13 protein-coding genes and 1 tRNA gene are annotated in these 14,235 nt (G+C 64.6%); 2 read left to right on the top strand and 12 right to left on the bottom strand.

The genetic code is table 11. The features are described 5' to 3' along the window. Nucleotides 1-353: 353 nt before the first annotated feature. Entirely contained in the window at nt 354-1,151 is a 798-nt protein-coding gene (locus EXE63_RS17915) for a hypothetical protein (protein ID WP_043985058.1), read from the top strand. Nucleotides 1,152-1,459: 308 nt separating this feature from the next. Here the strand turns inward: EXE63_RS17915 and EXE63_RS17920 are convergent, their stop codons facing one another. From EXE63_RS17920 to EXE63_RS17955, 8 genes are all read right to left on the bottom strand, one after another. Continuing rightward, entirely contained in the window at nt 1,460-1,885 is a 426-nt protein-coding gene (locus EXE63_RS17920) for a hypothetical protein (RefSeq protein ID WP_052537033.1), read from the bottom strand. Beyond that, a complete protein-coding gene (locus EXE63_RS17925; protein WP_157997552.1) occupies nt 1,866-2,087 on the bottom strand; it encodes a hypothetical protein in 222 nt (73 codons plus the stop codon). The genes EXE63_RS17920 and EXE63_RS17925 overlap by 20 nt, the downstream gene beginning before the upstream one ends. 251 nt (nt 2,088-2,338) lie before the next feature. Continuing rightward, nucleotides 2,339-2,620 carry a hypothetical protein gene (locus EXE63_RS17930; RefSeq protein WP_168143020.1) on the bottom strand — a complete coding sequence of 94 codons (282 nt, stop codon included), beginning with the start codon at nt 2,618-2,620 and terminating at the stop codon, nt 2,339-2,341. Nucleotides 2,621-3,085: 465 nt separating this feature from the next. Further along, the gene (locus EXE63_RS17935) at nt 3,086-3,922 is read right to left on the bottom strand and encodes a TIGR04255 family protein (protein WP_070953156.1); all 837 of its coding nucleotides are present in this window, start codon (nt 3,920-3,922) and stop codon (nt 3,086-3,088) included. Nucleotides 3,923-4,062: 140 nt separating this feature from the next. Next, entirely contained in the window at nt 4,063-5,298 is a 1,236-nt protein-coding gene (locus EXE63_RS17940; RefSeq protein WP_168143021.1) for an IS256 family transposase, read from the bottom strand. A gap of 279 nt (nt 5,299-5,577) precedes the next feature. Further along, on the bottom strand, nt 5,578-6,036 hold the full coding sequence (locus tag EXE63_RS17945; RefSeq protein ID WP_052537029.1) for a hypothetical protein: 459 nt from the start codon (nt 6,034-6,036) through the stop codon (nt 5,578-5,580). Between the two features lie 79 nt (nt 6,037-6,115). Next, nucleotides 6,116-7,699: an AICE element replication initiation protein gene (locus EXE63_RS17950; RefSeq protein ID WP_052537028.1), complete on the bottom strand. Its 1,584-nt coding sequence runs from the start codon at nt 7,697-7,699 to the stop codon at nt 6,116-6,118. 133 nt (nt 7,700-7,832) lie between these two features. Further along, on the bottom strand, nt 7,833-8,030 hold the full coding sequence (locus tag EXE63_RS17955) for a helix-turn-helix transcriptional regulator (RefSeq protein WP_043985064.1): 198 nt from the start codon (nt 8,028-8,030) through the stop codon (nt 7,833-7,835). A gap of 14 nt (nt 8,031-8,044) precedes the next feature. Between EXE63_RS17955 and EXE63_RS17960 the strand changes: the two genes are divergently transcribed. Then, nucleotides 8,045-9,367 carry a tyrosine-type recombinase/integrase gene (locus EXE63_RS17960; protein WP_086361354.1) on the top strand — a complete coding sequence of 441 codons (1,323 nt, stop codon included), beginning with the start codon at nt 8,045-8,047 and terminating at the stop codon, nt 9,365-9,367. Nucleotides 9,368-9,419: 52 nt separating this feature from the next. On the opposite strand, the gene EXE63_RS17965 is transcribed toward EXE63_RS17960, so the two are convergent. From EXE63_RS17965 to ponA2, 4 genes are all read right to left on the bottom strand, one after another. Further along, a tRNA-Pro gene (locus EXE63_RS17965) sits at nt 9,420-9,493 on the bottom strand. A gap of 225 nt (nt 9,494-9,718) precedes the next feature. Further along, nucleotides 9,719-10,819, bottom strand: coding sequence for an L-cysteine desulfhydrase Cds1 (cds1, locus tag EXE63_RS17970; RefSeq protein WP_168143022.1), 1,101 nt, complete (start codon nt 10,817-10,819; stop codon nt 9,719-9,721). Then, on the bottom strand, nt 10,816-11,763 hold the full coding sequence (locus EXE63_RS17975) for a metallophosphoesterase (protein ID WP_168143023.1): 948 nt from the start codon (nt 11,761-11,763) through the stop codon (nt 10,816-10,818). The genes cds1 and EXE63_RS17975 overlap by 4 nt, the downstream gene beginning before the upstream one ends. Nucleotides 11,764-11,783: 20 nt before the next feature. Then, on the bottom strand, nt 11,784-14,228 hold the full coding sequence (gene ponA2, locus EXE63_RS17980; RefSeq protein WP_168143024.1) for a transglycosylase/D,D-transpeptidase PonA2: 2,445 nt from the start codon (nt 14,226-14,228) through the stop codon (nt 11,784-11,786). Nucleotides 14,229-14,235: the final 7 nt, after the last annotated feature.

Below are 14,235 nucleotides of genomic sequence, written 5' to 3' on the forward strand. Positions count from 1 at the left end.
GCAGGCATGCCCACGACGACTATGTCGGGCCAGGCGACGTGAACCGCCTCAGCGTTCGCAGTGCGGTTGCTCGCGTTGAGACCCCGTAGCACTTTCGTCAATGGCATTGCGGATCGATGCGTGTTTATCGTCCGACGAAAAGTGATCGTGCTGGCCCCAGAGTGCAAGAGGTGTGTCGGAATTGGAGGAACTGGCTGGCAGGGATGGCTTGGTGGCAAGCGGGGCGGGTTACTCGGCAGTGACGACAGCGGCCGGGGCGCGCCATCGGAAGTGACGCTGAGCGACGCGCGGAACTGAGACGAATGTGGCTGTGGTCGTGGACCAAACCTCGTGTTGCTTCGCAGGTTGTCGACATGACTGCTGTGTCGAAACTGGAGGCGCGTCGTCGCGCCGTCGAGGCGCAACGCCGAGCGAACGAAGTGCGAGCGCAGCAGGACCGTGCCAACGCCGATGACGCGACCGCCGTTCGGGCGTTGATCGGACGCCTGCAGGATGTGGACGAATGGCAGGCCCGTCGCGTCGCGCAGTCTCGCCAGCAAGCGGAGGCGGAGGCGCAGCGCAGGCGCAGCCGCTATTACGCGGAAGCCTGTGCATCGATCAAGGACATGCGGGAACGTGGCGCGACGTTGGCGGCTATCGCCGAGCTGGTCGGTGTTGATGTCAGAGAGATACGCGCGCTGCTGCGCAGCAAGGCGGCGAAAACCGTTAAGAAGCAACCGGCTGCGCGCGCTGATGCATGGCGCGACGCTCGTGTGGACACGGAGTGGCCGCGGTGCGTGCGATGCGATGTGTTGATGATGGATCCTGAAGACAGGCCACGTCGCGGACGCCGCCGGCTCTACTGCTCGGACACGTGTCGGCGCGACTCATCTGCTGCACGCATGGCTGCCGAGCGCCACGGAACGCCGATCCGCGTCGTCGAGGTGCCGAGGGCCGGTTCCGCGACCGACCTCGCCCTGACGCCTGAAGATTCACCGGCTCCTGTCCCTGTCAGCGCGCTCGACGCCGCAGACATTGCCTCCCGGGACGAGCGGGCGCTGTGCACGCTGCTAGCGAGGCTCACGGAACGGGCACGGCACAAGGACCTCGACCGAGCGACTCTGACGGCGGCGCGTGATCTCGCCAAAGCTGTTTATCCGTATCGCGCCTGAACGGCTCAGCAACCGTATCGATCATCTGGTCGTCAACGCCCGTTGTGCCCGCGTGATGCGCGCTGCGTAACCTGGGTCACGTGGCAGATAACCCGCCAGGCAATCGATGTGCGTCCTGCGCAACATCGGCATCGGCGTTGCCGAGCGCCCTAGGGCGGATCCGTCGCCAGTGAGCGCAGTCGCTCGTAACCTGCCTTCTGACTCCGCGATCCGGCCGGGAGCGGACCGCGGCGTGCTTCGATAGGTACGTGGGGCCACCCTGTCCGAAATCAGCTGTGCGATTGGTGAGGCGGACACCCCGAGTGGGTCTATGCAAACCGTCCGCGCTCGAGAGTCGGCGCTTCGATGGGTACCGACGCGCGATAGAGTCGCACGGGGCATTTGTCGACCGTGAGGAAATGGATTGGTTCCCAAGTAATCCCGGCGGCGTTCAATGACTTCCGATGGGACTTCCATTCGTCGCGAAGCGGTTTCTTCTCCGACGGTCCGAAGCGGACGTCTGTCAGCACGAGTAGTCGCACACGCTTCGGATACAGTGTGGTCCCCTCGACGATCTCCAAACGAAGCTGTTCGACGTCATCGCACCAGTCCTGCGACTTCTTCGCCTTCGAAATGAGTTTGCGCAGAGCTTCGAATACCGGACCGGCAAGCGCATCGTGCACAGCAGGCCGGCCAAGTTTGCTGGCAAGGCGCTGTCCGAGAATGAGCTCGTCCTCAATCGAGGCGAACCCCACGACCGGATTCCTGCGCAGCGAGCAAACCCTTGCTGACCGGAACGATCGCGCGCAGGTCCACGGCCCAAACCGCTCCAGGAACCGGAGGCTCACTTAGCCAGACGTAGTCGGAGAGCTGATGGTCTTTGATCTGCTGGACCTTCTCCGTCGAAAAGACTGAGATGTCGCGTACCGGGCATGCCTGCACCAGCGGATGCCGCATCCCGGGACCGCCCGCAATGTCGCAGGTCTGTGACACCACCGCGGCATACCCGCTGTCGCTCAATGGTGCTGACCGAGCACGCACCTCACCCAACGCTCCATCGGCAGCGGGTTCTCCGGTTACAGGGTCATCTACCCACGCTGGGACGATCCATGCGCCGCGATCCATCGGGAGAAGATGCCCTTGCCGCCACCGCTCCAGAGCGAGAAGCGTGTGCGGGGGCCATCGCTCCGGCAGGAGTCGATCAATAGTCACCGGGCGAATCCGTCCTCGACGTTCTCGGTCACCACCGGACCACCGGTTCGAATGATCGGTGTCTCGACGTGTTCGGCGATCCCCTCGTATACCGAAGTGCCGATCTCTCGCCGAGGGAACGGCGTCCGATCCACAGCCAGGTCAACGAGGTCGTCGAACCGGCCGTCGAGTAGTGCGGAGGCTCGCTTCTTGTCGGCACGCAGCCACCTGTTCATCGGCTGGTCCAGTGTGCTGCGGAGGTCGTCGACGGCGTCCGCCAACTCCCACAGTCCACCCAAGCTGGCTACACGGGCCGGCTGGCGGGGGCTTTGCCGCCCACGAGTGGAACGTGCGCTTGTTGATGCCGGTGGCCTTGAACATCTCCTTCTGCGTTAGGCCCAGTTCGGCTCGGATTCGTTCGAAGGCATCAAGAACGTCGACCGTCTCGTCGATCTGTTGCTCGTCGGACAGCACCGTATCGATGAATGTATACGGCATCGTCAACCACAGCGCCGAGCCCGGAAGGTTCATCTGCCCGTCGAGACTCTTGAAAACTTCGACGCGAACCTGATCCCATCCGCACGGGTCGAGGGCTCCAGAGAAATGCGCGACGACATCCCGCAACCCCGGCGATGAACTCATCTCCACGAACGTGCTGGACCAGAGTCCGTCCTCGCAAGGGGCCGGGTACAGGCCCTTTTGTGCTCGGGCCCAGGAAGGTGACCGGAGCACGCGGGAGCCGGTCGGCTGCTGCTCCATGATCGTCATTTCGCGCTCCCTTCTCGAAGCTCTTTCAGGTAGGTATCGGTAACCGACGCCTGAAAAAGTGACAACGAAGTGCGGTTCAGCCGCTCCGCTGAGATGACGACCTCTCGCACGTCGAACGTGAATGAGGAGTGGCGGAACACGTCCGTATCGAGTAGATACTGCACGCACTTGCCCGAATCATCGCGAACTGGTCCATGCCGCAGCAACGCGCCGTGATGATCATCAAGCCGGATCTCCACCTGCTGTTGAGCACCTCGAACACTGCCGCCGAACACTGGGTTAAGCACAGGGCCCAGAAGGGTGTCGTCGATCCGGCCACGCCAAGCCTCTGCAGAGTTGAACCCACTGTCATGGAAGCGGTCGACGTACCGCAGACCGATGCGGTGCACCAACGATGGCTTGACTAACCGTCCGAGAGATTCGACCAGAACGGTTAGCGGAGCCTTCATGCTGGTACGCCATCGCTCGTAGCGGTTGACCTGCATGATCAGGATGTCGGGCATGAGCGTGACGTGTGCTCCGTCCGCGGAAGCAATTTGCCACCCACTGGACTCCGCTGCCACCTGGGAAACGCCGTTGGCCCCGAAGTCGATCCTCATCTGCTGTTGGACGGTGGGTTGAATGCTCGGGAAGTCCACCCCCGTGTTCTCCACAAGGTCGTCCCGGAAAGCAGCGGCGACCTCCGGTGTGATCTCGTCGGTACGGGCGGTATACCGGATCTCGATCACTGCGACTTCGAGGGGAGCGTTTCCGAGCAGGGTCGGATCGGCCGAGGGCAGCCCCCCCAATGGAACGTCCTCAGCTGGGCGAAGTGTGTGTGGATCGATGGTCATACTGTCCTGTCCATAGAGATGCACCTTAGATGCACCTACCGACAAGTGTAGGCGCTATCGTCAGAGATGAGGAGCAGGAGAGGGGTCAAGTCCAGGGACGTGGTGTACGACGTTGTCGTGTGATTCTTCGAGGTGATGGTTCAGGCGGTCAGTGCCGCCGGCACGTCCTCCTGTTCGGTTGGTGAGTTCTGGTCGGCTCGGGATTTGCTCAGGACGTCGAGGCCGAGGTAGCGCCGGGATTCGGCCCATTCGTCGTGCTGTTCGGCCAGGACCGCTCCGACGAGGCGGATCAGGGCGCCTCGGTCGGGGAAGATTCCGACGACGTCGGTGCGTCGCCGGATCTCCTTGTTGAGTCGTTCCTGGGGGTTGTTCGACCAGATCTGGCGCCAGATCTGTTTGGGAAACGCGGTGAACGCGAGCAGGTCCGCGCGGGCGTTCTCCAGATGGTCGGCGACTTTGGGCAGCTTGTCCGATAGTGCATCGATGATGCGATCATATTGTGCAGCAACGGATTGCGCGTCGGGCTGATCGAACACCGAATGCAGCAGGGTGCGTACCCATGGCCACGACGACTTCGGGGTGATCGCCATCAGATTGGTCGTGTAGTGGGTCCGGCAGCGCTGCCAGGCAGCTCCGGGCAGAGTCGCCCCGATCGCAGCCACCAGCCCGGCGTGCGCGTCGGAGGTGATGAGCTTGACCCCGGACAGGCCGCGGGCGGTCAACGACCGCCAGAACGTCAGCCAGCCCGCCCCGTCCTCGGCGGTGCTGACGTCGATGCCCAGGATCTCGCGGTAGCCCTCGGCGTTGACCCCGACGGCGATCAGCGCGTGCACGTTGACCACACGTCCCTGCTCGCGCACCTTGAGCACCAGCGCATCGGCGGCGACGAACGTGTACGGGCCGGCGTCCAGCGGGCGGCTGCGGAACGCCTCGACTGCGGTGTCGAGTTCCTTGGCCATCACCGACACCTGCGACTTCGACAGACTGGTGATGCCCAGGGTTTCGACGAGCTTGTCCATCCGCCGGGTGGAGACTCCGAGCAGGTAGCAGGTGGCCACCACGGTGGTCAGGGCCCGCTCGGCGCGTTTGCGGCGTTCCAGTAGCCACTCCGGGAAGTAGGAACCGTGGCGCAGCTTGGGAATTGCGAGATCCAATGAACCTGTGCGGGTGTCGAATTGGCGGTGCCGGTACCCGTTGCGGGAGTTCGTCCGTTCGGTACTGCGTTCACCGTATCCGGCGCCGCACAGCGCGTCGGCTTCCGCGCCCATCAGCGTATGGATGAACGTGGCCAGCAGCTCACGCAGCACGTCGGGGTGGGTGGTGGTGAGTCGTTCGGCAAGCACGGTGGGCAGGTCGATATTGTGGGCAGTGGTCATCGCGTGTGTTCCTTCTTTGCTCGAGTGACTTTGGTCGGTCTCTCGAAGAATCACGCGATGACCTTCAATCATTCGGCTACGACACGCCGGTACCGCCGATCAGGTCCGACTCGTACACCACTCTGCTGGACGCAACCAGGAGAGGCAGCGCCCCCGGTCCGGAAATAGCGAACGCGGCTTCAAGGGATCTATGCGCCGCTCGATCGCATCTCGTCTGTCGACACGGGAGTGCGAAAGGCCATTTCGAAGCGGATGGTGCCGCCGCAAAACGGAACCTACCTAAGGACGGCTTAGGCGCAGTGTGCTGCTCTGCCGCCGTTGGGCCGGCCCGCACGCCGTCAGAGAGCCATTTGCCCTTCCAACACCGTGGGCTGTCAACGCGGCGATCTCGGCAGGTAGGTCAGCCGCGAACCGGAGCTCCAGCTCGTCGAGCACGTCCCGACGCGCCGCTGTAAGTAATAGAGCTGAATCGTCACGATGGGGGAGAACTCCGTGATCGCGCACATAGCAATCTGTGACGGTATCGATGAGGTCGTCCAGTGAGCTGGTGAGAAGGAGCGCGTCGTCGCCGGCGTGGCTCTCTGCGAACTCCGCGCAACGGTCGCTGGACCATGTTGCCGGATAAGTAAGTTCTGACAGATACAGCTGCTTGATGGCCGCCTCCAATCGGCCGGACCACCCGTAGTCAGGCCAGTCGTGGATGACCGCCTGGGCGATCGCCTCGAATTGCGCGCTCACGGACACCAACTCCTCACGTAGAGGGACGTGGTGCTGATTGTGCCCGAAAGGTCCGGCGCAGCCGTGACGACGAGCGCGGTCATGAGGCCTCGACGTCGAGATTGTCGCCCGAATGCTTGTTCGGGATGGTCTGGTGGGGCGCCGGCAGATCTTGAACAAAGGACGACAGCTCACGCGGAGCCGAAATGCGCGAGGGACGCGAGGATTGCGAGGGTTGTTTGGCCGACACATCTTTGTAGGGCGGATAGATGGTCCACAGCAGCACGTTCCGATGATTTCGAGCGCCATCGTCTTCGATCGCCCAACCCAGACTCCGGAGCGCAGGTGCGTGCCGTCGCAGGACGGCTGTGACATCCCGGCCGTTCCGAGGCCACTCCTTTGGTCTGCGCCAGGTGTCGCCGGTCGGCGTGACTGTCGCCAGCAGGTCGCCGCCGGACTTTCCGATGAGCGGTTCCCGGATGTGCAGCCTTAGCTGTTCGATGAACGGGTCGGCGGACAGGCTGTCCTCGGAGAGTTGACTGGCGCGTGACAAGTAACGCCGGAAGCCATGGGTCGACAGAATCTCGTCAACGGCCGCCAGCGTGCGACTGAAGTCCGCCATCCGTGGCGACACGTCGACCGAAATGGTTTCCAGCCGTTGATGAACCACGGCGGCCAGATCAAGAAGCCCGCCCAAAATGCCTGGTAGAGCCGTGCGCCACTGTTGTCGCATCGTGGCTTCCGGTTGTCGCATGTGGCGATCAATGCGTCGCAGGTCGACTGTCGCCAGTCGCTCCGCGAGGTCGGGTCGCACTGCGCCGACGTCGATGCCGTTGATGATGACGCACCGCCGGAATTTGATCACCGCGAGATCGGAGTCCGTGTACAACGCCCGTTTGACGTTGCCGTCGCCTGTGGCGGCACGGCACAGGGAATCCGACAACCAGGGCGGAATCGTCGACAGATTGTCCAAGGCAACAACCCACGACCCGGACGCCGCAGTGACCCACGAATCGGAATCACGCGGTGCCTGCCGTAGGGGAACCGGTGACGGGTCGATGAGATCGACCAGCATGCGGGTGGTTGTGCTCTTGGCGCTGCCCTGCTCGGCGAACAGCGCCAAGATCGGGTGTGGGACGTCGGTCTGGACAAGAGCGGCAATGAGGGCAGCGAGGAGGACCGGTCGGTCTTCGAAGTCGACGTTGACGAAATCCCAGAGCTTCTCGATATCCCCGCCCTGAGCCGGCAGCGGCATCGCTCCGGTCAACTTGGTGCCTAGAAAGCGCACAGGTGCCCGCTCGGTCAGCGTCCACCGGCCCTGTCGGATACGAATCACCTGGCCGTTGGGTAGTCCGGTATCGATGTAGATCGTGCCGTCATCGTCAGCGACGCGGAGGTTCAGGCGTTCGGGCGGCTTCGTGGCAGCCAATCCTTCAAGGATCAGCGTGGCGTCAGTCAGGGCCTGGCCGCCGGCGACCGCGCCGGTCTCGGCGAAGTACCGTGTGGCTAGGTCGGCGCGTAGACCGGCCTTGCCGGCGCGGAGGAGCATGACCAAGTGCGGGCGATCGCGGTCAGCTCCGAACGGCTCACCCTCATCGGAGAGTCCGAGCAGGTAGCGTTCCTGTGCCATGCCGACCAAGCGCGCGGCCACCGACTTCTTGTCCGTCTCGGTGTTGTCGCTCATAGGATTTCCTGCACACCGTGCTTATGCAGGCTGCGTTGACGAGCTATTCTCATGTGGAACTTCCGTGTCGGATGATCAGGTGGTTCGAACAAAGACCTCGGCTAGGCCCCGGGGTCTTTTTCGTGGGCGCGGTTCACGCGGCGTCTCCGCCTCCCCGCCGGGTCGCGGTTTCTTGTTCCGCGATCCATCGCAGTACCTCGTCGCGCCGGTACACGACCCGGCGGCCCAAGGTGAAACTGGCCGGCCCGATATCGCAGTGGCGCCAGTAGCGGAGAGTTCCAACGGGGACGCCGATGATGTCCGAAACCTGTTTGGCGCTCAGTAGATCCATGTAGCTGCTCCTCAATGGTGGGTTCTGTCAACGAATCCAACGGTGGTGGTGGCGCCCTGCATTTGTCCACCAGTACCCTCAACTTCGCCTACAAATTGACTCCAGCCGAACGCTTTCGTCGGCTGTCGGTGGTCGGTGTGAAACTGGCGGTAGAGGAGGTGGTCGACTTGCAGCGACGAAACCGTCGGGCTGGTGTCGAGGACCGGTGGCGTCGATCAGACGGGAGCCCCACCGCACGTAGCGGTATGGGCCGCCGCTGGTTGGCCCGTTACGTCGACGACCAAGGCGGGGAGAACACGCGTTCGTTCGACCGCAAGGTGGACGCTCAGGCCTTTCTCAATGAGATCACGGCCGCTCAGACGATCGGCACCTATGTCGCGCCGAAAGCCGGGCGCATCACCGTCCGTGAGCTGCATGGGAAATGGCTTGGCACACAGGGTCATTTGAAGGAGACGACGGTTGCGACACGCGCATTCGCCTGGTCGGGCTACGTCGAAGGCCGGTGGGCCGCGGTCGCTGTAGCCGACGTGCAATCGTCGGATATCAGGGCGTGGGTGCAGCAATTGGCGGCGGGCGGAGCCAAACCGGCCACCATCGAGAACGCGCTCAGCGTCCTGAGGCAGATCTTGGAGATGGCCGTCGACGATCGACGGATCCCCCGCAATCCGTGCACAGGAGTGAAGTCGCCGCGACGACAGCACCGAGCGCGGGGCTACCTGACACACCAGCAGGTGGAGCTTCTGGCCCGCGAGGTCGGCGAGTACGCCGTTGTTGTTCGATTCCTGGCCTACACCGGGCTGCGCTGGGGCGAGATGGCAGCGCTACGGGTGGAGTCCTTCGACATGCTCCGCCGGAGGGTAAATATCCGTGAGGCGGTCGCCGAGGTCAAGGGACGTGTGGTGTGGTCGTCACCCAAATCCCACGAGCGTCGCTCGGTGCCCTTCCCTGCGTTCCTTGCTGATCCGCTGGCCGCGATCATGATCGGCAAGCGACGAGACGATTTGGTGTTCACGTCACCCGGCGGAGCATTGTTGCGAGTGTCGACGTGGCGGCCGCGGGTGTTCAACATGGCTGTCCAACGGCTTCAGGAAGCAGACCCGGCGTATCCCACCGTCACGCCTCACGACCTTCGTCATACGGCAGCGTCCTTGTCGATCAGCGCCGGGGCCAACGTCAAGGCTGTTCAGACGATGCTGGGACACGCTTCTGCGGTCTTGACCCTGGATACGTATGCCGACCTGTTCCCCGACGACCTGGAGCAAGTTTCGGTTGCACTAGATGCCGCGCGAATGCGGTCTCTGGCAGCCACTGCGGACCAGCTGCGGACTGGGAAGTAAGAAGGCCCCGACCGGAATTCCCGGTCAGGGCCTCTACCTGCGATCACACGAGTCGGGGTGGCGGGATTCGAACCCACGACCTCTTCGTCCCGAACGAAGCACGCTACCAAGCTGCGCCACACCCCGCGTGAAGCCACGACAGCGTATCGCACCGGGTGGCCGGAAAGCCAAACGGCTATCGCCTTCCGGGAAGGATGTCGGACCCCGGTGTTGTTATAGACATCAAGGACGCCGTCGGGGGCGGCCCATGACATGAAGTGAGGCAGATATGACCGGGTTGGGAGCGTCGATCTACATCGGGTTCTTCGTCCTGGCTGCGCTCTGGCTGTACCTGAGCGGCCGGCGAGAGGATCAGGCCCAGCGGCCCGAGGATTCGAACTGGGCCAGCGCCGAGGCCGGTTCCGAGGGGTTCAACCCGTGGCTGGCCAGCCACTCACTGTCGAAGTAGGTATTCGCGTAACGGTCGCCGCTGTCGGCCAGCAGGGTCACCACCGAGCCGCTGCGTTGCTGAGAGATCATCTCGGCCAGCAGCCGGAAAGCACCCCAGATGTTGGTGCCCGTCGACGGGCCCACCCGGCGTCCCAGTACCCGGCCCACGTGATGCGCGGCGGCCACCGACGCCGCATCGGGCACCGTCATCATCCGGTCCACCACGCCCGGTAAAAATGACGGCTCGACCCGCGGCCGGCCGATTCCCTCGATGCGTGAGGACGCCCCGGTCGCGAACGCCGGATCGCGTTGCGCGTAGGACGGGTAGAAGGCCGAGTTCTCGGGATCGACGACGCACAACCGGGTCCGGTGGCGGCGGTAGCGCAGATAGCGGCCGATGGTGGCACTGGTGCCTCCCGTCCCGGCGCCCACCACGATCCAGTCCGGCACGGGGTGCGTCTCCTGGCACATCTGGTCAAAGATCGATTCGGCGATGTTGTTGTTGCCGCGCCAGTCGGTGGCACGTTCGGCGTTGGTGAACTGATCCAGGTAGTGCCCACCGGTCTGCTCTGCCAGCCGTTCGGCCTCCGCGTAGACCTGGGCCGATGTCGCGACGAAATGGCAACGCCCACCTTGGGATTCGATGAGGGCGATCTTCGACGCGCTGGTGGAGGACGGCATCACCGCGATGAACGGCACGCCCAGGAGCGCGGCGAAATACGCCTCGGATACCGCGGTGGAACCCGACGAGGCCTCGATGACGGTGGTGCCCTCGCCGATCCAGCCGTTGCACAGCGCGTAGAGGAACAGTGAGCGCGCCAACCGGTGCTTGAGGCTGCCGGTGATGTGCGTCGTCTCGTCCTTGAGATACAGCTGAACGTCGAACTCGTCGGCCCACGGCGGCAGCGGATAGCGCAACAGGTGGGTGTCCGCGCTGCGGCGTGCGTCGGCCTCGATCAACCGGACGGCATTGTCCACCCAGTCCCGAGGCCCACTACAGGCGATATCGCCCTCGACGCTCACCGTGCCGATACGGTCGGATGTGCTTGTCCGGCACGGGTACCCAGCAGCGAGCTCTTGGTGGGCGTGGCCACCAAGGTCAGCAGCGTGGCCTCCGGCCGGCAGCAGAACCGCACCGGTGCGTACGGGGAGGTACCGATGCCCGCGGACACATGCAGTTTCATATCCGCGCCCCACTGCGACGGGCCCTTGGCGCGGCTGCGGTCCAGTTCGCAGTTGGTCGCGACGGCACCGTAGAACGGCAGGCACAGCTGACCGCCGTGCGTGTGCCCGGCCATCACCAGCTGATAGCCGTCCGCGGCGAACCGGTCGAGTACCCACGGCTCGGGGGAGTGGGTGACGCCCAGGGACAGGTTCGCGGTCGGGCTGGGGGCTCCGGCGATGGTCTCGTAGCGGTCCCGCTTGAGGTGCGGGTCGTCCACCCCGGCCGCGGCGATCCGCAGCCCGGCGACATCGAACTCGCGGCGGGTGTGCGTCATGTCCAGCCAGCCCCGCTCGGTGAAGGCCGCCCGCAGGTCCTGCCAGGGCAGCGGGTCACCGTGGATCCGGCGCTTCTTGTTGAACAGGTAGTTCGTCGGGTTCTTGGGCCTCGGCGCGAAATAGTCGTTGCTGCCGAACACGAACACCCCGGGCACCGACAACAGATCGCCGAGCGCCTGCACGACGGCGGGCACCGCCTTCTGATGCGACAGGTTGTCCCCGGTGTTCACCACGAAATCCGGCTGCAGCGAAGCCAGCTCCCGCAGCCAGGCCTGCTTGCGCCGCTGACGCGGCAGCATGTGCAGGTCGGACAGGTGCAGCACCCGCAATGGCGTCGATCCCGGTGTCAGCACCGGCATCGTCAGTTCCCGAAGTGCGAACGCGTTGCGCTCGATCAACGACGCATAGCCGATGCCTGCGGCCAGGGTGCCGGCGGCGATCGCGGCAGTGTTCTTCAGGTGCGACATGTGAGCAGCTTACTGCTCGATCATGGTGCGGGAGGGGGTGGCGGGGGAGGTGGTGGCCCCAGCACCGGCACCGTGATCGGCGGCAGACCGGGAATCTGGATCACCGTTTCGCCGACCGGCGGTGGCAAGCCGGGGATGCCCGCCGGTGGCGGCGGTGGGGGCGGCGCGATGCCGTTGCTGGTCTGGATCGTGATGATCGAGCCGGGGATGGTCTGCCCGGACGGCGATGTCCCCACCACGTAACCGGCCGGTGAGGTGCTGTTGACCGGCTGCGGGTCGGCGGCGACCTGGAAACCGGCCTCACGGAGCCGCTGGCGGGCCAGATCGAGGTTCATCCCGCCCACGCTGGGCACCCGGGAACCCGGCCCACCCTCGACGTAGCGGGGATCGGTCGGCGGCAGCACCACGGTGTCCGGGGTGATCGGCTTCATCGCCGCGAACCAGGTCCGGGCCGGCTCGTTGCCGCCGAACAGGTTTCCCGAACCGCACTGACGCAACGGGAACGAGCACAGCTCGCTGGGGGTGGTGGAGTCGTCGTAGATGTAGTTGGCGGCGGCGAACTCACTGGTGAAACCCAGGAAGGCCGAGGAGCGGTTCGATTCGGTGGTGCCGGTCTTGCCGGACATCGGCAGGTTCCAGCCCACCGATCCCGCCGCCGCGGCGGCGGTACCCGCGCCGGTGTCGTCCTTGCTCAGCGCATTGGCCAGGGTATTGGCCAGGCCCTCGGGCACGACCTGCTCGCAGGTCTCGGTGGTCACCGCGACCTCGGTGCCGTTGCGGTCGAAGACCTTGTCGATCGGATTCGGCGGGCACCAGGTGCCACCCGAGGCGATCGTGGCGGCGACGTTGGACAGCTCGAGCCCGTTGACCTCGATGGGGCCCAGGGTGAACGAGCCGAGGTTCTGCCGTTTCACGAAATCGGCGAGGCTCTCGTTGCTGTCCGGGTCGTAGTCGCGGGCGGTACCGGGCAGCGCGTAGGACCGCAGGCCCAGCCGCACCGACATGTCGACGGCCCGCTGCACGCCCACCTGGGAGATCAGCTTCGCAAAGGCAGTGTTCGGCGAGGTGGCCAGCGCATCGGTGATGTTCATCGAGCCGCTGTAGCCACCGGCGTTGCGTACGCACCAGGTGGCCGGCGGGCAACCGGGCGAACTGCTGCTGCCCAGTCCCTTGGCCTGGAATGCCGGCGGCACCGGAAGCTGGGTGTCGATGCCCATGCCCATCTCCATGCCGGCGGCGACGGTGAAGATCTTGAACACCGAACCCGCACCGTTTCCGGCCAGCGAGAAGGGCTGCGGCTGCATGGTCTCGCCGGCGTCGGTGTTCAGGCCGTAGGTGCGGTTACTGGCCATCGCCACCACCGGGTGGGCCTCTTTGCCCGGCCTGACGACGCTCATCACACTGGCGACGCCGGTGATATCCGACGGGGCGTACTGGTTGACGGCCGATTTGATGTTGGCCTGTACATCGGGATCCAGCGTCGTCTTGATCAGATATCCGCCCTTGGATATCTGCTCCTTGCTGATACCGGCCCTTGCCAGGTAGTCCAGCGCGTAGTCGCAGAAGAAGGCGCGGTCCCCGGCCGCGATGCATCCGCGCGGCAACTCGTTGGGCGTCGGCAGCACGCCGAGTGGTTCCAGCTTGGCCGCGCGCAGCGCCTCGGCTTCCTGCGGCACGTTCTCGATCATGGTGTCCAGCACCAGGTTCCGCCGGGCCAATGCACCCTCGGGGTTGGTGTAGGGGTTCAGCACGCTGGTCGACTGAACCATGCCGGCCAGCAGCGCGGCCTGCTGCCAGTTCAGCTCGGAGGCGTTGACCCCGAAGTAGGTCTGGGCGGCGTCCTGGATACCGAAGGCGCCGTTACCGAAGGACACCAGGTTCAGGTATCGGGTCAGGATCTCCGGTTTGGTGAGCGTCTTGTCCAGCGTCAGCGCCATCCGGATCTCGCGCAGCTTGCGGGCGGGGGTGGTCTCGACGGCCGCGCGCTTCTCGGCGTCGGTCTGGGCGACCACCAGCAGTTGATAGTTCTTCACGTACTGCTGCTCGATGGTGGAGCCGCCACGGGTGTCCAGGTTGCCGGAGAGATAACCGGACAGGCCGGTCAGCGTGCCCTGCCAGTCCACACCGTTGTGCTCGGCGAACCGCTTGTCCTCGATCGAGACGATGGCCAGCTTCATGGCGTTGGCGATCTGATCGGTGGGCACCTCGAAGCGGCGCTGCGTGTACAGCCAGGCGATTGGGTTGCCGCGGGCGTCGGTCATCGTCGACACCGCCGGGATGTCGCCCTCGACCAATTGCGCCGATCCATTGGCGACCACATCAGAGGCCCGATTGGACATCAGGCCTATCCCGCCGACGACCGGGAACATCAATCCGGCGGCGATGACGGCGGCCAGCAGACAGCACCACATCAGTTTGATGACCGTCACCGCTACCGGCGGACGTGTCGGGGGCTGCTCAGGCATGAGTTAC

It is taken from the genome of Mycolicibacterium frederiksbergense, from assembly GCF_012223425.1.
In the GTDB taxonomy this organism is placed as follows: Bacteria; Actinomycetota; Actinomycetes; order Mycobacteriales; family Mycobacteriaceae; genus Mycobacterium; species Mycobacterium frederiksbergense.

Excerpts from the sequence above, each read along its gene's own strand:
- EXE63_RS17940 (WP_168143021.1), bottom strand. The coding sequence starts at position 5,298 with ATGACCACTGCCCACAATATCGACCTGCCCACCGTGCTTGCCGAACGA.
- EXE63_RS17925 (WP_157997552.1), bottom strand. The coding sequence starts at position 2,087 with ATGCGGCATCCGCTGGTGCAGGCATGCCCGGTACGCGACATCTCAGTC.
- EXE63_RS17915 (WP_043985058.1), top strand. The coding sequence starts at position 354 with ATGACTGCTGTGTCGAAACTGGAGGCGCGTCGTCGCGCCGTCGAGGCG.
- EXE63_RS17950 (WP_052537028.1), bottom strand. The coding sequence starts at position 7,699 with ATGAGCGACAACACCGAGACGGACAAGAAGTCGGTGGCCGCGCGCTTG.
- EXE63_RS17935 (WP_070953156.1), bottom strand. The coding sequence starts at position 3,922 with ATGACCATCGATCCACACACACTTCGCCCAGCTGAGGACGTTCCATTG.
- EXE63_RS17975 (WP_168143023.1), bottom strand. The coding sequence starts at position 11,763 with ATGTCGCACCTGAAGAACACTGCCGCGATCGCCGCCGGCACCCTGGCC.
- EXE63_RS17960 (WP_086361354.1), top strand. The coding sequence starts at position 8,045 with ATGGTGGGTTCTGTCAACGAATCCAACGGTGGTGGTGGCGCCCTGCAT.
- EXE63_RS17955 (WP_043985064.1), bottom strand. The coding sequence starts at position 8,030 with ATGGATCTACTGAGCGCCAAACAGGTTTCGGACATCATCGGCGTCCCC.
- ponA2 (WP_168143024.1), bottom strand. The coding sequence starts at position 14,228 with ATGCCTGAGCAGCCCCCGACACGTCCGCCGGTAGCGGTGACGGTCATC.